General features: G+C 62.4%; 21 protein-coding genes and 2 tRNA genes. 8 read left to right on the forward strand and 15 right to left on the reverse strand.

Annotation, left to right across the window (positions count from 1 at the left end):
• Positions 1 to 4: 4 nt before the first annotated feature.
• The 9 genes from nuoJ to ndhC are packed head-to-tail and all read right to left on the reverse strand — an operon-like array spanning position 5 to position 9,188.
• The gene (nuoJ, locus tag BW994_RS00475; protein WP_029311509.1) at positions 5 to 520 is read right to left on the reverse strand and encodes an NADH-quinone oxidoreductase subunit J; all 516 of its coding nucleotides are present in this window, start codon (positions 518 to 520) and stop codon (positions 5 to 7) included.
• The gene (gene nuoI / locus BW994_RS00480) at positions 517 to 1,035 is read right to left on the reverse strand and encodes an NADH-quinone oxidoreductase subunit NuoI (protein WP_245594090.1); all 519 of its coding nucleotides are present in this window, start codon (positions 1,033 to 1,035) and stop codon (positions 517 to 519) included. The genes nuoJ and nuoI overlap by 4 nt, the downstream gene beginning before the upstream one ends.
• A 6-nt stretch (positions 1,036 to 1,041) precedes the next feature.
• Positions 1,042 to 2,001, reverse strand: coding sequence for an NADH-quinone oxidoreductase subunit NuoH (gene nuoH, locus BW994_RS00485; protein ID WP_029311507.1), 960 nt, complete (start codon positions 1,999 to 2,001; stop codon positions 1,042 to 1,044).
• On the reverse strand, positions 1,998 to 4,655 hold the full coding sequence (gene nuoG / locus BW994_RS00490; RefSeq protein ID WP_051657281.1) for an NADH-quinone oxidoreductase subunit NuoG: 2,658 nt from the start codon (positions 4,653 to 4,655) through the stop codon (positions 1,998 to 2,000). Before nuoG ends, nuoH begins: the two co-directional genes overlap by 4 nt.
• The gene (gene nuoF / locus BW994_RS00495) at positions 4,646 to 5,932 is read right to left on the reverse strand and encodes an NADH-quinone oxidoreductase subunit NuoF (RefSeq protein WP_029311505.1); all 1,287 of its coding nucleotides are present in this window, start codon (positions 5,930 to 5,932) and stop codon (positions 4,646 to 4,648) included. Before nuoF ends, nuoG begins: the two co-directional genes overlap by 10 nt.
• Positions 5,929 to 6,423, reverse strand: a complete 495-nt coding sequence (nuoE, locus tag BW994_RS00500) for an NADH-quinone oxidoreductase subunit NuoE (RefSeq protein WP_029311504.1) — start codon at positions 6,421 to 6,423, stop codon at positions 5,929 to 5,931. The genes nuoF and nuoE overlap by 4 nt, the downstream gene beginning before the upstream one ends.
• Positions 6,410 to 8,188 carry an NADH-quinone oxidoreductase subunit C/D gene (gene nuoC, locus BW994_RS00505; protein WP_029311503.1) on the reverse strand — a complete coding sequence of 593 codons (1,779 nt, stop codon included), beginning with the start codon at positions 8,186 to 8,188 and terminating at the stop codon, positions 6,410 to 6,412. The genes nuoE and nuoC overlap by 14 nt, the downstream gene beginning before the upstream one ends.
• Positions 8,185 to 8,832: an NADH-quinone oxidoreductase subunit B gene (locus BW994_RS00510; RefSeq protein ID WP_081849055.1), complete on the reverse strand. Its 648-nt coding sequence runs from the start codon at positions 8,830 to 8,832 to the stop codon at positions 8,185 to 8,187. The genes nuoC and BW994_RS00510 overlap by 4 nt, the downstream gene beginning before the upstream one ends.
• Positions 8,781 to 9,188 (reverse strand): NADH-quinone oxidoreductase subunit A, encoded by a 408-nt coding sequence (ndhC, locus tag BW994_RS00515; RefSeq protein ID WP_051657280.1) that lies wholly within the window; start codon positions 9,186 to 9,188, stop codon positions 8,781 to 8,783. The genes BW994_RS00510 and ndhC overlap by 52 nt, the downstream gene beginning before the upstream one ends.
• Before the next feature lie 20 nt (positions 9,189 to 9,208).
• On the opposite strand from ndhC, the gene BW994_RS20335 reads away from it, so the two are divergent.
• Positions 9,209 to 9,337: a hypothetical protein gene (locus tag BW994_RS20335; protein ID WP_281174434.1), complete on the forward strand. Its 129-nt coding sequence runs from the start codon at positions 9,209 to 9,211 to the stop codon at positions 9,335 to 9,337.
• Between the two features lie 333 nt (positions 9,338 to 9,670).
• Here the strand turns inward: BW994_RS20335 and BW994_RS00520 are convergent.
• A tRNA-Asn gene (locus tag BW994_RS00520) sits at positions 9,671 to 9,746 on the reverse strand.
• A 126-nt stretch (positions 9,747 to 9,872) separates the two neighbouring features.
• Here BW994_RS00520 and BW994_RS00525 point away from each other — a divergent pair.
• Positions 9,873 to 9,957: transfer RNA gene (locus BW994_RS00525), tRNA-Leu, on the forward strand.
• A gap of 47 nt (positions 9,958 to 10,004) precedes the next feature.
• Here the strand turns inward: BW994_RS00525 and BW994_RS00530 are convergent.
• A complete protein-coding gene (locus tag BW994_RS00530) occupies positions 10,005 to 12,710 on the reverse strand; it encodes a glycosyltransferase family 2 protein (protein ID WP_245594089.1) in 2,706 nt (901 codons plus the stop codon).
• Between the two features lie 342 nt (positions 12,711 to 13,052).
• On the opposite strand from BW994_RS00530, the gene rpmI reads away from it, so the two are divergent.
• Positions 13,053 to 13,256 carry a 50S ribosomal protein L35 gene (gene rpmI, locus BW994_RS00535; RefSeq protein WP_029311499.1) on the forward strand — a complete coding sequence of 68 codons (204 nt, stop codon included), beginning with the start codon at positions 13,053 to 13,055 and terminating at the stop codon, positions 13,254 to 13,256.
• A gap of 12 nt (positions 13,257 to 13,268) precedes the next feature.
• Positions 13,269 to 13,625, forward strand: a complete 357-nt coding sequence (gene rplT, locus BW994_RS00540; protein ID WP_029311498.1) for a 50S ribosomal protein L20 — start codon at positions 13,269 to 13,271, stop codon at positions 13,623 to 13,625.
• A 77-nt stretch (positions 13,626 to 13,702) separates the two neighbouring features.
• On the opposite strand, the gene BW994_RS00545 is transcribed toward rplT, so the two are convergent.
• The 4 genes from BW994_RS00545 to BW994_RS00560 all read right to left on the reverse strand — a co-directional run bounded on the left by BW994_RS00545 (position 13,703) and on the right by BW994_RS00560 (position 16,580).
• Positions 13,703 to 14,740, reverse strand: coding sequence for a glycosyltransferase family 4 protein (locus BW994_RS00545; RefSeq protein WP_029311497.1), 1,038 nt, complete (start codon positions 14,738 to 14,740; stop codon positions 13,703 to 13,705).
• Positions 14,724 to 15,551, reverse strand: a complete 828-nt coding sequence (locus tag BW994_RS00550) for a UDP-2,3-diacylglucosamine diphosphatase (protein ID WP_029311496.1) — start codon at positions 15,549 to 15,551, stop codon at positions 14,724 to 14,726. The genes BW994_RS00545 and BW994_RS00550 overlap by 17 nt, the downstream gene beginning before the upstream one ends.
• A gap of 73 nt (positions 15,552 to 15,624) precedes the next feature.
• Entirely contained in the window at positions 15,625 to 16,137 is a 513-nt protein-coding gene (locus BW994_RS00555; protein WP_217696420.1) for a GNAT family N-acetyltransferase, read from the reverse strand.
• A 32-nt stretch (positions 16,138 to 16,169) separates the two neighbouring features.
• Complete coding sequence (locus BW994_RS00560) at positions 16,170 to 16,580, reverse strand: ketosteroid isomerase-related protein (RefSeq protein ID WP_029311494.1); 411 nt, start codon at positions 16,578 to 16,580, stop codon at positions 16,170 to 16,172.
• Between the two features lie 161 nt (positions 16,581 to 16,741).
• Here BW994_RS00560 and BW994_RS00565 point away from each other — a divergent pair, with 161 nt between their 5' ends.
• The 4 genes from BW994_RS00565 to BW994_RS00580 all read left to right on the forward strand — a co-directional run bounded on the left by BW994_RS00565 (position 16,742) and on the right by BW994_RS00580 (position 20,698).
• Positions 16,742 to 17,746, forward strand: a complete 1,005-nt coding sequence (locus tag BW994_RS00565; RefSeq protein ID WP_029311493.1) for an NADP-dependent oxidoreductase — start codon at positions 16,742 to 16,744, stop codon at positions 17,744 to 17,746.
• A gap of 254 nt (positions 17,747 to 18,000) precedes the next feature.
• The gene (locus BW994_RS00570) at positions 18,001 to 18,759 is read left to right on the forward strand and encodes an ABC transporter ATP-binding protein (RefSeq protein WP_029311492.1); all 759 of its coding nucleotides are present in this window, start codon (positions 18,001 to 18,003) and stop codon (positions 18,757 to 18,759) included.
• Entirely contained in the window at positions 18,752 to 19,444 is a 693-nt protein-coding gene (locus BW994_RS00575) for an ABC transporter ATP-binding protein (protein ID WP_029311491.1), read from the forward strand. Before BW994_RS00570 ends, BW994_RS00575 begins: the two co-directional genes overlap by 8 nt.
• A 21-nt stretch (positions 19,445 to 19,465) precedes the next feature.
• The gene (locus BW994_RS00580; RefSeq protein WP_029311490.1) at positions 19,466 to 20,698 is read left to right on the forward strand and encodes an ABC transporter substrate-binding protein; all 1,233 of its coding nucleotides are present in this window, start codon (positions 19,466 to 19,468) and stop codon (positions 20,696 to 20,698) included.
• The last annotated feature ends 107 nt before the right edge of the window (positions 20,699 to 20,805 follow it).

The following is a 20,805-nucleotide window of genomic DNA, read 5'->3' on the forward strand; positions in this document are numbered from 1 at the left end:
CGGCCTAGTCGCGCGCCCTGGCCGGGCGGCCGAGGTGGTAGGCGCCGATCAGCCCGGCGAGCAGCAGCATCGAGGCGAGTTCGACCGCGGCGAGATCGGTGGTGAACAGTTTAAGGCCGACCGCCTGGGGCGAGACGATGTGATGCGCGCCTGCCGGGCCGGTGCTGCCGAGCAGGCCGTAGAGCAATTCGCCGGCGAGTGCCGCGCCGGACAGGATGGGGATGATCCAGATCGAGCTTGTCAGCCAGCCGGATTCGCGCGCGATGGCGGTGCGGTCGAGCCGGAGCATCATCACCACGAACAGGAACAGGACCATGATGGCACCGGCATAGACGATGACTTCGAGCGCGGCAGCGAACGGCGCGCCGAGCGTGTAGAACACCACCGCCATGCCGAGCAGCGAGAGGACGAAATTGAGCAGGCCATAGAGCGGGTTGGCGCGGGTGATCGCGATTGCCGTGGTGAGCAGGGCAAAGGCGGAGGCAGCGTAGAACACGATGTCGTAACCCGACAGGCTCATGGCAGCAGCCCCCGTGGGTCGACCGGCGGGCTTTCGTTGAGCGCAGCACCTTTGGGTTTGCCGGGCGTTGCGACGCCGGCGATGCGGTAGAAATTATAGTCGGGCACCTTGCCGGTGCCGGCGATCAGCAGATGCTCTTTTTCATAGACCAGGCTCTGGCGGGAAATCTCGCTCATTTCGAAATCGGGGATGAGCTGGATGGCGGATGTCGGGCAGGCTTCCTCGCAGAAGCCGCAGAAGATGCAACGGGAAAAATTGATCCGGAAATGCTCGGGGGTCCATTGGTCCGGCGCCGCGCTCTTTTGCAGGCTGATGCAGTCGCATGGGCAGACCGCCGCACAGAGGTAGCAGGAGACGCAACGTTCCTCGCCGTCCGGATCGCGGGTGAGCACGATGCGGCCGCGGTAGCGCGGCGCGAGATAGGGTTTTTGTTCCGGATATTGAACGGTTTCGGTCTTGTGAAACAGATGCAGGAAGGTGAGCCACAGGGTGCGGATGGCGCTGATGATGAACATGCCGGGCTACTCGATGCCGGCGAGCATCAGCGCGCCGGTGATCGCGAGATTGGCGATGGTGAGCGGCAGCATCAGCTTCCAGCCATATGACATCAACTGATCGTAGCGCGGGCGGGGCAGGGCGGCGCGCAGCAGGATGAAGAAGGCGATGAATGCGCCGATTTTCAGGGCGAACCAGACGGCGGGCGGCAGCAACGGGCCGTGCCAGCCGCCGAAATAGAGCACGACGGTGATCGAGGAGATCAGCACGATGCTGGCGTATTCGCCGATGAAGAACATGCCGAATTTCATGCTGGAATATTCGGTGTGAAACCCGGCACCCAGCTCGTTTTCGCCTTCCGGCAGGTCGAACGGCAGGCGGTGGGCTTCCGCGATGCCGGCGATCAGGAAGGGTAGAAAGCCGAAGAATTGCGGGATCACGAACCAGAGGCGAGTTTGTGCTGCGACGATGGTTTCGAGGTTGAACGAGCCGGTCAGCATGACCACGCCGACCACGGCGAGGCCCATGAACACTTCGTAGCTGATGGTTTGCGCCGCCGCGCGCATGCCGCCGAGCAGGGCGAATTTGCTGTTCGACGACCAGCCCGCGAGGATGACGCCGTAGACCGACAGCGAGGTCATGCCGAGAAAGAATAGCAGGCCGATGTTCAGGTTCGGCATGATGCCGGCGAACGGGCCGAGTGGGATGACCGCAAAGGCGAGCACCACCGTGGTCAGCACGATGATGGGTGCCGCGGTGAAGATGATTTTGTCGGCGAAGGGTGGGGTCCAATCCTGCTTGAAGAAAATCTTGATCATGTCGGCGACGATTTGCAGCGTGCCCTGCCAGCCGACCCGGTTGGGGCCGAGCCGGTCCTGCCAGAAGCCGAGCAGGCGGCGCTCGGCGAAGGTGAGGCCGGCGGCGAGCAGGGTGATGCCGAGCAGGACGGCGACCGCCTGGATCAGGGATAGCAAAATGGCGTTCATGAGGGCTCGCCGGGGTGGCTTGCGGTGATGGTGAGGCTGCCGGGCAGGGGCGGGTTCGCTTCGCCCTGGACGCCGATCGTGAGGCCGGCGACGCCTGCGGCCATGGTCGGGTCGAGCGCGATGCTGCGGCGGACCGTGGTTGTGCCGATCGTGCAATCGACCATCGTGCCGGCGGACAGGCCGCGTGTTGCGGCATCGGCGGGGTTCAGGCGGAGGATGGGGCTGCCCACGCGTGATGCGACTGCGGGCGCGAGATTGCTCAGCTCCTCCGAGCCGAATACGCGCCGGATCGGCAGGGCGAGTATACCCGGCGTCGGTGATGGCGGATGGGGGAGCGGCAGTTCGGCGGGGATGCGCGTGCTGGCCGGGAAGAGCATGACGCCCGGCTCGGCTGCCGAGGGGAATTTGAGGTTTGCCTGCACGGAGTTCCAACCGGGCGACCAGACATGGGGCATCAGGCCGGTGCGCGGCATGGTGCCCTCCATCGTCGGGCCGAGCGGGGAATCGGGGTTTGCGAAGGGCTGAGGCTCCCGCACATGGCTTGCCGCATTGACGGCGGTGCGGCCGCTGTAGCGGTGCGGCAGCGTGGGCGGGCGCTGCATGTCGCCCTCATACGTGTGCGGCCAGAGGATGCGGCAGGCGGCGAGGTCGGGCAGGTTTGCGGCCATCGCCTCGATCAGGTCGCGGTGGCCGGCCCAGGCGGTAGCCTCGAGGCGGCCGGCGGCGATGCCGGCGTTGCGCAGGATGTGCCAGGAGGGCGCGGGATCGTCGGCGCCGAAGATCGCCTTGAAGCTGCGCTGGGCGCGGCCTTCCTGGTTGACGATCGTGCCATTGGCGTCGGCGAAGCTGCCGACCGCGATGGCGAGATCGGCTGTCGCGGTGGTCGGGGTTTCGATGCAGTCGAGCACGCTGAGTGAGGCGATGTGGCTGAAGGCGTGTTCCAGCGGCCCGGTTTCGCTGCGGCGGTGCAGGTCGTTTTCCAGCACGATGACATGTGGTGCGGATCCTGTCTGGATTGCGGCCAGGGCGGCGGATAGTGGTGGTGCGCCGAACAGGCCGAGGCCGAGGCTGTTGGCTTCGGGCAGCAGGATGGACAGGCGCGCGGCGATCCCGATGCGGCGCAGGGTGGTGACGATGTTGGCGGCGGCGCGCATCAAGGCGCTGTCGCCACCGACCACGATGACCGGTGCGGAGGCGCAGCACAGGATGGCCGCGATGGCGGTTGGATCGGCGGCTGAAGGGTGTTCGAGTTGGGCTTTGATGGTGGCGGCGAGGGTGAGGAGTGCGGTCGGGGCGGGGCGGAGGCAGGCGGTTGCGCAATCATCGAGCCTGGTGCTCATCGGTGTCGCGATGATCAGCGGTGTTGGCGACCCGGCGGCGCTGCGGCGCGCGGCGCTGTCGTTCCAAACGGGGATCTGCCGGATTGCCAAGGCCTCGCTGGTCGCGCGCTGGGCTGACTGGCGGAGCGACAAGGCGAGAATCGGTGCGATGTCGGACGGGTCCTCGCCCAGGATCAGCACGGCATCGGCTTGCGCGGCATCGGCCGGTGTTGCGATCGGGACGGCGGCATCACGCAGGATCGTGATGGCGGTGGCGATGATATCGGCGTCGTGATCCGACACGCCGGCGTAGAAATGCGCGGGCCCGACCAGAAGGCGCAGGGCCGCGTTGGCTTCGAGCGAGGCGCGCGGCGATCCGATGCCGATGACGTTATTGGTTTGCAACGGTTCAGCGAGTGCGGCGGTCGCGGCTGCGATATCGAGGGGCGTCTCGGTGCCTTGCGCGTCCCGCTGGGCGGATGTGCGACGTCGCGCTGGCGAGCGGATGAAATCGACGCCAAACCGGCCGCGGTCGCAGAGGAAATACCCGTTCAGCGCTGCGTTATAGCGATTGACGACGCGCCTGAATTCGCCTTCGCGTTCCTGCACCGTGATGTTGCAGCCGACGGCGCAGTGCGGGCAGATCGAGGGGGTGGCGCGCATGTCCCATTTGCGGCGAAACCTCGTTGCGAAGGGTTTGTCGACGAACACGCCGGTTGGGCATACTTCGACCAGATTGCCGGCGAATTCGCTATCCAGCGTGCTTGGCGTGGCGCGGCCGAAATAGATGTTGCGGTTGGCGCCGAACACGCCGAAATCATCGCCGCCGGCATAGTCGCGGTAGAACCTGACGCAGCGGTAGCAGCCGATGCAGCGATTCATTTCATGGCGGATGAAGGGGCCGAGATCCTGGTTGAGATGGGTGCGTTTGGTAAATCTGTAGCGTCGTTCTGTATGTTTGACCAGAGCTGTCATGTCCTGCAAATGGCATTCGCCGCCGACTTCGCAGACCGGGCAATCATGCGGATGATTGGTCAGGACAAATTCGATCACCCGGTCGCGAAATTGCGCGGTGGCCGGATCGGTGATCGAAAGACGCATGCCCGGGGTCACCGGCGTCATGCAGGCCATCACGATAGTGCCGGTGTGATCCTCCGGGCCGTTGAACAGTTTGACGGCGCATTGCCGGCAGGCGCCGACCGCGCCGAGGGCGGGGTGCCAGCAGAAATAGGGCAGGTCGAGTTTGGCCGACAAGCAGGCTTCGAGGACATTCTGGCCGGGTTGGGCCGTGATGATCGTGCGATCGACATCGAGGTGCAGATGGTTCAGGTCCATGCGCAGGCCCTGGTTTCGATGTGCCGGGTGAATTCGGCGCTGAAATAGCGCAGGCCGCTTTGCAGCGATGCCATCGCACCGGGTGCCAGGGCGCAGAAGGTGCGGCCCGGGCCGAGATTGCCGGTCATTTCCGCGAGCGTATCGAGATCGTCGATCATGCCGGTGCCGGCCTCGATCGATTTCAGGATGCGTTCGACCCAGGGCAAACCATCGCGGCAGGGGGCGCACCAGCCGCAGGATTCGCGGGCGAAAAACTGTTGCAGATTGGCGATGAAACCGACCGGGCAGGTGTGATCGTCGAGCACGATGGCGGTGCCGGTGCCGAGCCTGGTGCCGTGCGCCGCCATGGCTTGCGCGGTCATGCTGACGTCGAGCTGATCGCCTGGGAGAAACGCGGTCGACGCGCCACCGGGCAGGACGGCGCGCAGTTCATAGCCCGTTTTCATCCCGCCGGCATGGTGTTCGATCATGTCGTGCAGCGTGGTGCCCATCGGCAGTTCGAAGGCGCCGGGGTGGTTCACGCGCCCGCTGACGCCGTAGATTTTGGTGCCGACGCCGCCGTTGATGCCGAGGCTGCGATACCACGCCGCACCGTAGCGGACGATGTGCGGAATGTTGCAGATGGTCTCGACATTGTTGACGATGGTCGGGCAGCCCCAGAGGCCGCTGATCTGCGGAAACGGCGGCTTGGCGCGGGGGATGGCGCGATGGCCTTCCAGGGAGTTCAGCAGCGCGGTTTCCTCGCCGCAGATGTAGCGCCCGGCGCCGGCGTGCACCTGAATTGAAAGATTGTAGCCGGAGCCGAGGATATTCTCGCCGAGCAGGCCTGCTGCCGTGGCTTCGGCGATCGCGGTGCTCAGGCGCTCGATGGCGGTGACGTATTCGCCGCGGATGAAGATATAGGACATGTTCGCTTCGACGGCATAGGCGCTCAGGATGATGCCCTCGATCATCTGGTGGGGGTCGCCTTCGAGCAGCAGGCGGTCCTTGAACGTGCCGGGTTCCATTTCATCGGCGTTGACCACGAAGTAGCGCGGGCCGGGCCGTTGTGCGGCGCTCGGCATCAACTGCCATTTGAGCCCGGTTGGAAAGCCACCGCCGCCGCAACCGGTGAGGCCGGACTCGGTGACCATGTGTACGATGGCGGCGGGGTCGGTCTTGCCCAGTGTATCGCGGACCGCGCGATAGCCATCGGCCCGTTCGTAGGCGGCGATATCGAAATGTGGTGCGCCGCGATGGATGTTGCGCGTCAGCGGGCGGTCGGGCGCTGTGTTCATGGGAGTGGCGTGGCGTCGAACATTGCGTCGAGCGTGGCGGGATCGACGTTGCCGTGCAGCACATCGTTCGCCATCATCGCCGGGGCGTGATCGCAATGGCCGAGGCAGACGATGGGCAGGAGCGTGAACCGGCCATCGGCCGAGGTTTCGCCTGGCTTGATGCCGATGCGGCGTTCGATGTGCTGTGCCAGATGATCGCGCCCGGTGATCCAGCAGGTGATACTGTCGCACAACAGGATAACGGTCTGGCCAACCGGTTTGCGGTAGATCAGATTGTAGAAGGTCGCGAGGCCGTCGAGTTCGGCGGCCGGCAGGCCGAGCAGGTGGGCGATTTCGGCGAGGAGGTTGTCGCCGATGTAACGCCGCCGTTGCTGGACGAGTTTCAGCGCATCGATCGCGGCGGCGCGCGCGGTTGGGTAGTGGCCGATCAGATTGCGGATTTCGGCGCGCTCGGTCGGATCGAGCGCGGGCTGGGCTTCAACGATCGACATCGGCCATCACGAAATCGATGCTGCCGATGATCGCGATGAGGTCGGCCAGGTAGGCGCCGCGGCTGATCGCGGGGATGATCTGCAGATGGGCGAAGGAGGGAGTGCGGATGCGCACGCGGTAGGGCTGGGTGGTGCCGTCGCTGACCAGATGATAGGTGTTGAGGCCTTTGGTCGCTTCGATGGTTGTCGAGACCTCGCCGGGGGGAATTACGGCACCCCAGGTCGCGTTGAGGAAATGCGGGATCAGCGTGTCGATATCGTGCAGCACGGCTTCGCGCGGCATCGGCATGGCGAGCGGGTGGTTCGATTTCACCGGGCCCGGCGGCATTTGTTCCAGGCACTGGCTGATGATTCGCAGGCTCTCGCGCATTTCATCGAGCCGCAGTTGAACGCGGTTGTAGCAATCGCCGCGCTGGGCGATCGGGATGTCGAACGCGAGTTGATCATAGCCGGAATAGGGATGGATTTTGCGATAGTCGAACGCGATACCGGTGGCGCGCAGGCCGGGGCCGGTGACGCCCCAGTCGAGCGCTTCGGCCGCGCTGTATTCACCGATGCCGATGGTGCGGGCTTTGAATATGCGGTTGCGCATTACCATCGATTGATATTCGTCGAGCCGCTTGGGCAGATAGGCTAGAAACTCTCGGACCTTGCCATCCCAGCCCTGGGGCAGGTCGGCCGCGACGCCGCCGATCCGGAAGAACGAGGGGTGCATGCGAAAGCCGCAGATCATTTCGATCAGTTCGAGGGCGCGTTCGCGATCGGTAAAGACGTAGAACACCGGCGATAACTGGCCGACGTCCTGGACCATGGTGCCGAAGAACACGAGATGGCTGATGATCCGGAAAATCTCGGCAAGCATGATGCGGATCATTTGCGCGCGGGCCGGGACGGTGATGCCGGCCAGTTGTTCCACGCCCATCACGTAAGGGAAATTATTCATCACGCCGGCGACATAGTCGATGCGGTCGGTGTAGGGGATGAAGCTGTGCCAGGACTGGCGTTCGCCGATTTTTTCGGCACCCCGATGATGAAAGCCGATTTCGGGGACGACATCGATGATCTCTTCGCCGCGCAGCTTGACGACCAACCGCAGCACGCCGTGCAGGCTGGGATGATTGGGGCCGAGGTTGATGATCATGGTTTCGGGATCGTCGTCGGCATCGTCGATCATGCCGGCGAGCGCTGGACTATCGCGGAGCGCGTACTGTTCGGCCTGTTCGGTTGCGGCTTGCATGACGAACGGGCCGCGTTCCGTCGCACGGCTGTAGTGGTCCTTGCGCAACGGATGGCCCTGCCAGCTTTCGGGCATCAGGATCCGGCGGAGATTGTCATGCCCTGCGAAGCGGATGCCGAACATGTCCCATATTTCGCGCTCGTACCAATTTGCGTTCGGAAACACCGCGCACAGGGTTGGGGCGATCAGCGCATCCTGCGTCAGCGGAATTTTCACCCGCAGCTGCTTGCCGTCGGTCGGGCGAAGCACATGGTATAGCAAGGTGAAATCGGCACAATTTGGGTGCGGGCGGTGGGTACGCTGCCGTTCGTCGATTGCCGTGATATCGAGCAGGAGCCGATAATTCTGGGCCTGGTCGGTTTTGAGGTACTGCATCTGGCGGATCAGGTGATCGGCGTCGCACCAGATGGTCTCGATGGCGTCGGTGGTGGCTTGCGGCGATGGCGGCACGGGTTGCGCCGGTTGGGCGGCGGGCGGGCAGGATTTCAGAGCAGGTGGGGCGATGGCGTCGGGCAAGGTTACGCTCATGACAGGCGATCCGGCAGCGGTGATGTCCGCATGGCCATGCGGGCGTCGGTCTTGAGGTCGCGCTGGCTGGGCGGGGTGTAGGGAACCGGGCCGGTGTCGCCGATCATCCAGCTCAAAGGGCGTTTTGTGGCGCTGATCGAGTTCTGGAGCAGCAACAGGCCTTCGAACAAGGCTTCCGGGCGGGGTGGGCAGCCTGGCACATAGACATCGACCGGCAGGATACTGTCGACGCCCTGCACGACACTATAGACATCGTACATGCCGCCGGAATTGGCGCATGAGCCCATCGAGATGACCCAGCGCGGCTCGAGCATCTGGTCGTAGAGATATTTCACCACCGGCGCCATTTTCAGGAACACGGTGCCGGCGATCACGATGACATCGGCTTGGCGGGGTGTCGCGCGCAGCACCTCGGCGCCGTAGCGGGCGATGTCGAATTTTGAGGTGAACGACGTCGCCATTTCGACGTAGCAGCAGGACAGACCGAAATTGAACGGCCAGAGCGAGTGTTTCTGACCCCAGGAGACCAGATCCTCCAGTTTGCCGAGCATGAATTTCTGGTTGGCGCCGGTCGGGTCCGGCGCTGGGTGGGTCACAGTGCCCGGTTCCGGGCTGCCAGAGGACGCCGCGACCGCGGCTGCCATTCCAGCGCGCCTGAGCGCCAGAGATAGGCCAGGGCGACCAGGAGCAGGGCGAGGAATGACATGATGCCGCCATAGGCCGGCCAACCGGCACGGCGGGCGGCGACCGCCCAGGCAAAGACGAAGACCATTTCAAGATCGAAAATGACGAAGAGCATCGCGACCAGATAGAATTGGCTGGGAAACCTGATTTTTGCGTCGTGGATCGGCATGATGCCGGATTCGAACGGGTGTGGATCGGCCGGGCCGCGCTTGCGGGGGCCGAGCAGATAGGAGCCTCCGACCATGACACAGGTCATTGCGATGATGGCGATGATGTAGAAACCAAGTCCGACGAAGTGTTGTGGCGTCGGCGTCATGCCGTGTTGCCGAGGCGTGAATGGATTTCGAGTCCGGCGTGGTCGATCATCGCGTTTCCTCTCGTGACAGCACCACCTTCAAGGCTCGTGCGGTTTTCCCGGCGACGCTCTGCGGCATCGATCACATTACGATGACAGAGTTAGATTAAATCAGTAAAGATAAAAAATTTTTTGAGTTCTTTAGAAAAACTTAATTCGGGCGAATCGTCATGTGTTCGCTATCAAGCGCGGAACTCGGTGGTTTGGCCGGGGGGGGGGGGGGGGGGGGGGGGTGGGGGGGGGGGGGGGGGGGGGGGGGGGGGGGGGGGGGGGGGGGGGGGGGGGGCGTCGCGCTGATGGCAGGGTGAGCCTGCGGATGCGATCAGCCAAAGGAACTGGCGGCTCCGATCGAACATTGCGGGCGGCTGCGGTTTCACGGCGGGCTTGCGGCTGCGCGGGCGGTCGGCCGCGACGCTGGCGGGGGACATTCTCAGGGGAAGCCTTGGCTCCCGGAGCAGGACTCGAACCTGCGACAAAGCGGTTAACAGCCGCTTGCTCTACCAACTGAGCTATCCGGGAACTATGCTGCGCGTCTTAGCCAAGCCGACGGCGATTGGCAACAGGGGGTTGGTGACGTGCGGCGCACCGATGGTTTGGCCGCCTCTTTTGGGCCGGAATGAGTTGTGCTAAGGCCAGCCATCGGTTGCGGGCGTGGTGGAACTGGTAGACGCGCCGGACTCAAAATCCGGTTCCGAGAGGAGTGTCGGTTCGATTCCGACCGCCCGCACCATGAAAATTCGAACAGCTGGCGCGGGAACGGCCGTCATTCTGGCGGCGCTAATCCGCCACGGTTTGCGGTCGCGGCTTTGACTTTGCCGGCGCTGCGGCTTTCACCGGCTTGCCGCGAGCTTCATGGGGTTTCGTCGAACCGTTCAGCGGCGGCTTGCCGGCTGAGGTTTTTGGCGCGGGCCGTGGGGCATGGATGGGCGCGATTGCGTGGGCTTGCGGAGTCGGGCGATCGATTCTCCGCTCGTCCTTCGGGTCGAGCCGTCGCAGATCGCGGTACAACCCGCCGTCACGCGTGAAATGGCGATTGTAGAACGGGTCGCCGAGCAACACATGCTCCCAGCGCAGCTGCATCGCCTCGTTTTCGCGCATGAAGCGCGACAGCTTGTCCTCATCGAGGTCATCGCCGCGGCTCATGCTTTCACGATGCTCGCAGACGACATCCGGCGTGAAGATGATCCGGTAGCCTGCCTCACGGATTTTGATGCAAAGATCGACATCGTTGAACGCGACGCCGAGTTCCGCCTCATCGAAGCCGCCAGCCGCTTCGAACGCGCTGCGCCGGACCAGCATGCAGGCGGCAGTGACCGCCGCGACTTCACGCGCCGCAATGGCGTGGGCGATATAACCGGGGGCGGTGCCGGGCAGGCCCCGGAACGCATGGTCGGCAACGCCGCCAACGCCGAGCACCACGCCGGCGTGCTGGATTGTGCCGTTCGGATAGAGCAGCTTGGCGCCGACCGCACCGACCTGCGGGTCCGCCAGGGCTTCGTTCAACATGGTGCGCAACCAATTCGGATCGCTCACGATCACGTCGTTGTTCATGAACAACAGAAACGGATGCGACGCGGCGGCGACGCCACGATTGTTGATCAGGGAGTAATTGAACGGTTCGGCGATCCGCAGGATCTTGGTATCCGGATAGTTGCCCTGTTCGGTGCAGAACGCCTCGACCTCACCACCTTGGGACCAATTGTCGAGCAGGAGGATTTCGATCCTCATGCCTTCGGAGTGGGTGCGGATCGCTTCGACGCATTGGCGGGTCAGATCGATATGATTTCGGAACGGAATCAGGATCGAGATGCCCGGATCGTCATCAAGCGCGAAGCTGGTGCGGTAGCAGGTGAGGGCGCCACGCCGCTCGATTTTCGCGGGTAGGTTGCGCCGCTTGAGGTGTTCGGCGACCGCGACTTCGCCGGCGAGCGCGGCGCGGGGCTTGGCGGCGGCGCCACCGGCGGTCGATGCCGGGGTAATGCGCCAATGGTAGAGAATTTCTGCGACGTGATGGATTTCGTGCGGCAGCAGGCGCTCACTCATGCGAAGCAACAAATCGTGGTCCTGCGCACCGTCGAACCGCGGGTCGAGGCCGCCGACCTCGCGCACCAGTGCTGTTTCGGCGATGACCAGGTGGCAGATGTAGTTCAGGTCGAGCAGAAAGCGGTAGTTGAAATCGGGTTTGAAATTCGGCTCGGAGACATGGCCGTTGCGGTCGATCTTGTCTTCGTCAGAATAGAGCAAGCGCGCACCGGTGGCCGACCGGGCTCGCAGCATGACGTCGAGCGCGCAGGGTTCCAGCACATCGTCGTGGTCGAAAAATGCGACCAGCGGGCCGCGGGCCGCGGCAAGGGCCTGGTTGGTGGCGGCGGCGATGCCGACGTTTTTGGGCAGGACGATCACTTTGATCCGTTGGTCGACGCTGCCGAGGCGTTCGAGCGTTTCGCTCAGCGCTTCATCCCGGCTGGCATCGTCGACCAGGATCAATTCCCAGTTCTGATAGGTCTGCGCGCGCACCGAATCGATCGCGGCGAGGAATTCGCCCTGGTTGGGCCGGAACACCGGGCAGAGTACCGAGACCAGCGGGGCATCCGTGATGGCACCATATCGGGCGGCGGCGCGCTGGGCCACCAGCGGCTGGCTTTGGCGTACCCAGGATGCATAATTGCCGAGTGTCAGCCGTTCCGCTGGCATGGCCGCCTTGAGTTCGCGCCGCAGATGATAGGCGTAGCGGAATAATTCATCGGCCCGGTCGATCAGATTGGCAATGCGGGTGCGCTCGGCGTCAGCCGGGATCGCTATTTCCATGGGGCTGCCACGCAACAGGATGCGGTCCGGCATCGCATGGAAATCGAGCACGATTCTCTTGCCGTTCCGCAGTTCCGGCGGTAGCGCGTAGGAGAAGCCGCAGGCTGGGTCGGCACCCAGAGCTTCGGCGACATCGGCGCGGAACTCGTTGGCCTGCAGTTCCGCGAGCGGCTGGCCCTTGGTGGAAATCAGCACCCGGATGCCGCCGGTCTTGGCGTTGGTGCGTTCGTCGACCCTGAGTGCCCAGCCCTGGATCATGCCATCGATCAGCCCATCGAGCACGCCTTCGATATGCGTCCGCTGCGTCAGGCAGAAATGGAGTTCGGGCAGCACCAGGCCGCCGCGGCCGGGCAGATGGATGGGGTCACCATCCAGTGTCGCGAAGGACAGCACGTGGCGCAGCCCATCCTGAAAACGGGAGGGGATGGCGTATTCGAACCCGACGCGGGTCGATGGCAGGTTGAGCGGCGCGGTATCCGGGCGGTTGACGTCACACTTGATCACATCGGCGATCTGGCCATCGACCATGACGCGCATGGTCAGTGCACGGTCCACGGCCATCGGGTCGACCGCCCAGCCGGCCAGTGCGGCGTCTTCGATACGATCGAGAAAGCCGAGAATCACACGGCCAGGGCGTGCCGGCACCATCCGCCGACCCGTATCTTTGCCAAACATGCCCGCCTCAGGCCGTAACGCCATTCTGCTATCCTTTTTTTGATCTGCCCCGGTCGACCGTTCGCCATCGGCTTTGCCAGGATAGACTACCTCACGTTGATTCATCTTGCACTGCAAAAAATCGCAAAATCTCTGCCGTGGCTCAGTTTTGTGAGCGCTCGACGATGGGGCGTGGATCGCGCGGCACCGCCGTCCTGCGAGCGGTTGCATCTGCCCGGCAATGTGCCTATACGCCGCTTTCCAGCGCGATCCTGTCGCGAGCCCGGGCGTTTTGGCATGCCCGGCCGCACAACGCGCACCCGAAGTCGAGCGGCTCCGGGCATGGACTTGAAGGAGATGAAAATGCCGAAAATGAAGACCAAGTCGTCGGTCAAAAAGCGGTTCAAGATTACCGCGACCGGCAAAGTTCTGTGCGGCCATGGCAACAAGCGCCACGGCCTGATCAATCGTTCCACCAAAATGAAGCGCACCAATCGTGGCACGATGGCGCTGCCCGAGCAGGACGGCAAAACCGTCAAGCAATGGGCTCCCTACGGTCTCGGTTAAGGAAAACGCATCATGGCACGCGTCAAACGGGGTGTAACCACCCACGCACGGCACAAAAAAGTTCTCAAACAGTCGAAGGGCTTCGTCGGCCGTTCGTCGACCAGCTATCGGATTGCGCTCGAACGGCTCGAAAAGTCGCTTCAGTACGCGTATCGCGATCGCCGGGTTAAGAAGCGCGAGTTCCGCGCGCTGTGGATCCAGCGGATCAACGCGGCGGTTCGCGAGCACGGCATGACCTACAGCCAGTTCATCGCGGCGCTGAAAACCGCGAATATCGAACTGGACCGCAAGGTGCTTTCGGCAATGGCGTTCGATGATCCGGCCGGTTTTGCCGCGGTGGTCGAGGCGGCGAAGGCGGTCGCCGCCTAACCCACGTTTACGCATCGGCTGGCGTAACGCGGAGTCGGTCCCACGATGTTCCCCGGGAGCTTTGGCTCTCGGGTGCATCAATTCGGTTTGACCGGGACCAGGTTTTTCATGAACAGGGTGGCGCAGGCCTCCCACGAGAATTGCTCGGCGAAGCGGCGGCAATCCTGACGTTCGATCGTCAGTGCTGCCAATGCGGCCGCGCGCAAATCATTGTTGAGTACGCCGACGCGCGGGAGCACGCCGCCAAAAATGTCGCTGGGGCCGCAGACCGGAAATGCCGCCACCGGCGTGCCCGCGGCGAGCGCTTCGAGCACGACCAGGCCGAACGTATCGGTGCGGCTGGAAAACACGAAGACATCCGCACTCGCGAACAGGCTGGCGAGTTCGGCGCCCTGGCGGGGCCCAAGAAAGATCGTGCGTTCGCCGGCGTAGCGCCGTTCCAGCCAATTGCGTTCAGGACCATCGCCGACGATCAGCTTGGTACCGGGCAGATCAAGGTCGAGAAACGCCGTCAGGTTCTTTTCGACCGCCAACCGCCCAACTGATAGAAAGATCGGGCCGGGATAGGGCAGGGTGGTGGCGCGGTCGGGGTGGAACAGGGTGGCATCGACGCCGCGCGACCATAATAGAGTGTTGGCGAAACCATGCTCGCGCAGTTCCGTCGCGAGCGATCGCGTCGCGACCATGGTGCCGGAGCCACGGCCGTGAAAGCGGCGCAGCCAAGCGTACGCCACGCGATGCGGCAATGCGGTGCGCGCGGCCAGATAATCGGGGAAGCGGGTATGATACGCGGTGGTGAACTGCCAGCCGACCCTTCGTGCCAGGCGAGAGGCGGCGATGCCGAGCGGGCCTTCGGTTGCGATATGCAGAGCATCCGGCTTGAACTCATCGAACAGGCGCGCCATGCGCCGGCGCGGAAACAACGATAATCGGACTTCGGGATAGCTGGGGCAGGGTAAGGTATGGAAGCGATCCGGCCCGACGACCAACACGCGTTGGCCGAGTCGCTCGAGCTGCCCGGTCAGCATCGACAGCGTCCGCACTACGCCGTTGACCTGGCTGTGCCATGCGTCGGTGACGATCAGGATGCGGGATGTCTCAGGCAGGCGCCGCATCCAACGCGCCTTGCACGGCGACGGCCTTGCGCGGCGCCAGGAACGACAGCTTGTTCAACACCGCCCAGTCCAGCAGTTCAAGCCGACCATCCCAATGTTCGACCAGGGCGGTGCAGCTTTCCACCCAATCGCCATCGTTGATGTATAGCACGCCGTCCACCATGCGCATTTCGGGGTGGTGGATGTGGCCGCACACCACGCCGTCGAAGCCACGGCCCCGCGCATCCGCCGCGAGCGCGGTTTCGAACCGATCGATCGCCTTCACGGCCTCCTTGACCTGCCGCTTGAGATAGGCCGACAGCGACCAATACGGGTAGCCCAGGTAGGAACGGGCCATGTTGAAGTAACGGTTCACCACCAGAGCGGCGGTGTAGGCCCAGTCGCCGAGCAGCGCGAGGGTCTTGGCGTAACACACGACCGAGTCGAACTGATCGCCATGCGTAACCAAAAGTCGCTGACCGGCCGCCGTGACGTGCTCGGCTTCGGCCTGGAAGGTGACGCCTGCCATTTCCAGCCCCAATGGCAGAAAGCGACGGACCACTTCATCGTGGTTGCCTGGCACGTAGATGATTTTCGAGCCGTTCCTGGCGTGGCGTAGAATGGATGTCAGGACATCGTCGTGATGACTGTCCCAATACCAGCCACGCTTGAGGCGCCAACCATCGATGATGTCGCCGACCAAATATATGTGATCGGCTGTATTCCGCCTCAGAAAATCTGCTAGAAAATCAGCCCGGCAGCCACGCGTGCCGAGATGAGTGTCTGAGATGAACACGCTGCGATAGCGTGTAATCGCGGCCGGTGCTGTCATGCGCGCTCGTTACGCGATCTGACCGCGTCTCACCTAATGAAACTCTGATGACAGGGCTTGAATGTTTACAAATTCATGACGAATTCTGGGCGCGCCACTCATCCTGGGTGATCGCCCAGGTTTCGGATGGATGGCGGCCGGAGACGTAATCCGTCTCGCCCATGGCGATCACGCGCATGCCCTGGCGTGCCGACAGGCGGGATGACGCGATGTTGGCGACTGCCTTGGAGACGCGCAAAACGGGCTGATCGAGCGTGTTGAAATAAAATTCGGTGACGGCGTCTGCCGCTTCGCTCGCGAAGCCCTGGCCTTGATGGGCGCGCGCGATCCAGAAGCCGCGGTTTTCGGTCGAACCGATCCGAAGGTTGATCAAGCCGACCCTGCTGTCAGGTGCGGTGCGCAGCCGGATACTCCACGCATAGGCCTCGCCGCGGGCAATCTGCGGCAGTAGAAGATCATCCAAAAATTGCCGTGCCCCGTCAGCCGGGTAGGGCCAGGGCACGCGCGTGTTCATGAATTTCACGATGTCCCAGTGGGGAAACTCGGCCTGAATGAAATCAGCGTCATCAAGCGTGACGGGAACCAAGCATAGTCGCGCTGTGGTCAACACCGGAGAGTTCATTTGGCGCCGACTTGATTGAGCCAGTTCTCGAGATTGTAATAGTTCGTCACGCGTGTGATCAGCCCGTCCCGGATTTCGAAAAAGGCACCGGCGGGGAGCACGTAATTTTGGCCGTGGGCTTCGGGCAGGCCAGGATCGGTGCGCAGATACGCGCCATGCACGATAAATTCGGCGGCGGCGCGCGTCCCATCGGCGGCGGGCATCACCACGATATCGGTCAGCCGTTCCCGATACGAAATGTTCATGTGATCGAGAAAGGCCGCGAAGGCGTCCTTGCCGATTTCGCGCTTACCTTGGTTGATGTCGTGGACGACGTCCCGGCTGAGCAGATCGAGCATCGCCTGGGGCTGGCCCGCATTGAACGCAGCATAGTATGATTCGATGAGATTTTTTACGTTGGCAGGCATGGTTGGGCTCCCCTGAGATCGACAGACCTTAACTCTGCGAATTCATGATTGAGTTCAAGACCCATGGTGCGGGTGCTGCAACGAAATCTGATCGCCGACAGCGGCGGCTTGCTCCTTGCGGCTGCAACCCGTACCGTGTCGCTCAAACGAGGAGCAATGCCATGAGCCAACCAGAAAACCGGCAGTTTCGCCTGATCCGTCGTCCGGTCGGGCACGTCAAGCGCGAGGATTTCGAGTTCCGCACCGAGCCTGCGCGCGCACCCGAGCATGGGGAAATCATGGTCGGGGTCGAATATCTGTCGCTCGACCCGGCGATGCGCGGATGGATGAACGAGGGGAAATCGTACATCGCACCCGTCAAACTTGGCGACGTGATGCGCGCCGGTGGTGTTGGCACCATCATCGAGAGCAAGGCTGATGGCTTCGTGCCCGGCGATGTGGTGACCGGAGCGCTCGGGATCCAGACGGTTGCGACGCTGGCAGCCAAGGACTGTATCAAGGTCGATGCCAGCCTGGCGCCCAAGCCTTTGTTCATATCCGCACTCGGTATGCCGGGCATGACGGCGTATTTTGGGTTGCTGGTGGTCGGCGAGCCAAAATCCGGCGAGACGGTGGTGGTGTCCGGCGCGGCCGGCGCGGTCGGCGCGTTGGTCGGGCAGATCGCGAAAATTCAGGGTTGCCACGTGGTCGGCATCGCCGGTGGTGCGGAAAAATGCCGTTATATTGTCGATGAACTCGGGTTTGACGGCGCGATCGATTACAAATCGGACAGCGTGCCGGCCAAGCTCCGGGAACTCTGCCCCAAAGGCATCGACGTGTATTTTGATAACGTCGGTGGTCAGATTCTGGATGACTGCCTGGCGCAGATCAATCTTCGCGCGCGGATCGTGATTTGTGGTGCAATTTCGCAATATAATAATACGACACCGGTCAAGGGGCCGTCGAACTACCTGGCATTGCTGGTCAACCGGGCGCGGATGCAAGGCATGATTGTATTTGACTACGCTGACCGCTATCCGGAAGGCGCGCGCGCGATGGCCGGCTGGATGAAGGACGGCAGGCTGAAAAGTCGCGAGGACATCGTCGACGGGATTGAGACGTTTCCGGAAACCTTGCAGAAGCTGTTCACCGGCGAGAATTTTGGCAAGCTGATCCTCAAGGTTTGACGGGGCGCATCTGAGGCAGGCTTCGGCAAAGGCTTGCCTCAGAGATGAATTGTATCGTTACCGTACTTATATGAGTTTGCCGTATGCGGTCCGTCCCTGGACAGCGCAGGTGCGCCATATTCGGTCAAACTGGTATCGGATACTGGCGTGATCCTTTGAAAGGTGGGGTCCAGGGATTGCGCCATATCTCTCGGTATGTCACATTCATGAACAATAAATTATGGCGCTGTCATGTGTTGCGCCGGATTGGGGAAATGAGCGAGTACATCCTGCAGGCGCGTGGTTTATCCAAAGGTTTTCGCGGCTTCATGGCCGTCCAGGATGTCGATCTTTCAGTTGAAAAAGACAGTATTCATGCCCTGATTGGCCCGAACGGGGCGGGCAAGACGACGTGTTTCAATCTTCTGTCGAAATTCCTGGCGCCGAGTTCCGGCAGCATCAGTTTCGAGGGTGAGGACATCACCTCGTTGTCGCCGGCGGCGGTGGCGCGGCGGGGTATGGTGCGGAGCTTTCAGATTTCCGCTGTGTTCGGTCATATGACGGCGTTGGAGAACGTTCGGATTGCTTTGGCGCGCGCACGCGGCGGCAACTTTGACTTCTGGCGCGGCGAGCGTGTGCTGACGCAGTACAACGACCGCGCGCATGAACTTCTTTACGACGTCGGCCTTTCGGATAGTGTAGACGTTCCGGCAGCCGAGCTTTCATACGGGCGCAAGCGCGCGCTCGAAATTGCAACGACGCTGGCGTTGGACCCGCGGTTGATGCTGCTCGATGAACCAACGGCGGGCATGACCGAATCGGATGTTGCGCGCATTGTTGCGCTGATCAGGCAAATTCGCGGCGGGCGTACGATTTTGATGGTCGAGCATAATCTGTCAGTCGTGTCCGGACTGTCGGATCGAATCACGGTGCTGGCTCGTGGACGTGTTCTGGCCGAAGGTGACTACGAAAGTGTATCCGCCAACGAGGCGGTGGTGACGGCATATCTGGGATCGGATCACGCCGATGCTTGAGGTCAGCGGGCTGAATGCCTGGTACGATGAGAGCCACGTTCTGCATGGCATGAGTTTCGAAGTGCGGGAGGGTGAATGCGTGACCTTGCTGGGCCGTAATGGTGCCGGTAAGTCGACCACGCTCAAATCGATCATGGGCCTAATCCAGAAGCGCACCGGCAGCGTTCGGTTTCGCGGTGCCGAACTGATCGCCGCACGGCCCGATATCGTCGGTCGCGCCGGAATCGCGTTTTGCCCGGAGGATCGCGGGATTTTTGCGGGATTGAGTGTTGCCGAGAATCTAATGCTGCCGCCGGTGGTGGCGCCTGGTGGCATGAGTGTTGCCGATATTCACGTGCTGTTTCCCAATCTTGCCGAACGGGCGAAGAGTCCTGGTACCAAATTATCGGGCGGTGAGCAGCAGATGCTGGCGATTGCGCGCATTTTGCGGACCGGGGCAAAGCTGCTGCTGCTCGATGAACCGACCGAGGGTTTGGCGCCGGTGATCGTGCAACAGATTGGTCAGATGATTATCGAGATCAAGCGGCGCGGATTTACTGTCTTGCTGGTCGAACAGAACTTCCGTTTTGCGTCCAAATTGGCGGATCGTCACTATCTGGTCGAGCACGGCCAGGTGGTCGACATGATCCCGAATCACGAACTGCCTGCTCGCGCCGAGGGGCTGCATCGCCGCCTCGGCATCTGAATATAAACCGGAGGAACTTTCATGACGATTTCCAGACGTACCCTGCTCGGCACTGCGGCTACCGGCGTTGCCGCCGCCGCTTTGCCGTTCGGCCGCGCCCGCGCTGCCAGCAAATCACTCAAGATCGCGGTGATCAGCGATTTTTCAGGCCCTTATCGCGACATCGGCGGGCCGACCTCGGTTGCCTGCGTCCATCAGGCGCTCGCCGATTTTGGTGCCAAGGACAAGGGCTACGATGTCACGGTGTTGCAAGGCGATCATCAGGAGAGCCCGGCGGTCGGCACTGCGCTCGCCCAACGGTTTTACGATCAGGGTGTCGATCTGGTGATCGACGTGCCGAATTCGGCAATCGGCATCGCGATCGAAGGTGTCGCGCATGACAAGAACCGCGCGTATATCAACACCAATTCCGCGTCTTCGGAAATTACCGGCAAGTTCTGTAATGCGCAGACCGTGCACTGGACGTATGACACCTATATGCTCTCGCACTCCACGGGTGGCGCGATGGTGAAGGGTGGCGGCAAGAAGTGGTTTTTCATCACCGCGGATTACGCGTTCGGACATCTGCTGCACGATCAGACGGCGGCGGTCGTCAAGCAGATGGGCGGCCAGGAGATGGGCAACGTCAATTTCCCGTTTCCGCAGACGACCGATTTTTCATCCTTCCTGATCCAGGCGCAATCGTCGGGCGCGGATGTGCTCGGCCTCGCCAGTGCGGGCAAGGATACCGTCAATCTGGTGAAGCAGGCGCATCAGTTCGGCATCAACAAGACAATGAAGATTGCCGGCCTGCTGGTCTTCATCAACGACGTGCATGGCATGGGGCTCGATATCGCGCAGGGGCTGACGCTGACCGAGAGTTTCTATTGGAACATGAACGATCGTACGCGCGCGTTCATGGCGCGGGTCAAACCGCGCACGCCGAATAATTATCCTTCAATGGGACAGGCCGGTTGCTATTCCGGCGTGCTGCATTTCATGAAGGCGGTCGAGGCGATGAACAATATGGCGGATGTGAAGAACGGCGCCGCTGTGGTCGCGCAGATGAAGAAAATGCCGACGGATGACGACGCTTATGGCAAGGCCTCGATCCGTGAGGACGGCCGGTTCATGTGCAACGCGTATCTGTTCCGGGTGAAGACGCCGGCAGAGAGCAAGGGGCCGTGGGATTACTACGATCTGCTCGCAACGACCCCGGCAGACCAGGCGTTCATGCCGATGGCGGCGGAAGGGTGCCCGTTGATCAAGACCTGATGTGATGCCGGCGAACCGGCACCGCACCAAACGGTCAAAAGTTTTTTGCTTCTTTTTTTTCAAAAAAGAAGCGCTACCCTATACTTTCCCTGACAGGATATCGCCCG

Source organism: Acidiphilium rubrum (assembly GCF_900156265.1).
GTDB lineage: Bacteria > Pseudomonadota > Alphaproteobacteria > Acetobacterales > Acetobacteraceae > Acidiphilium > Acidiphilium rubrum.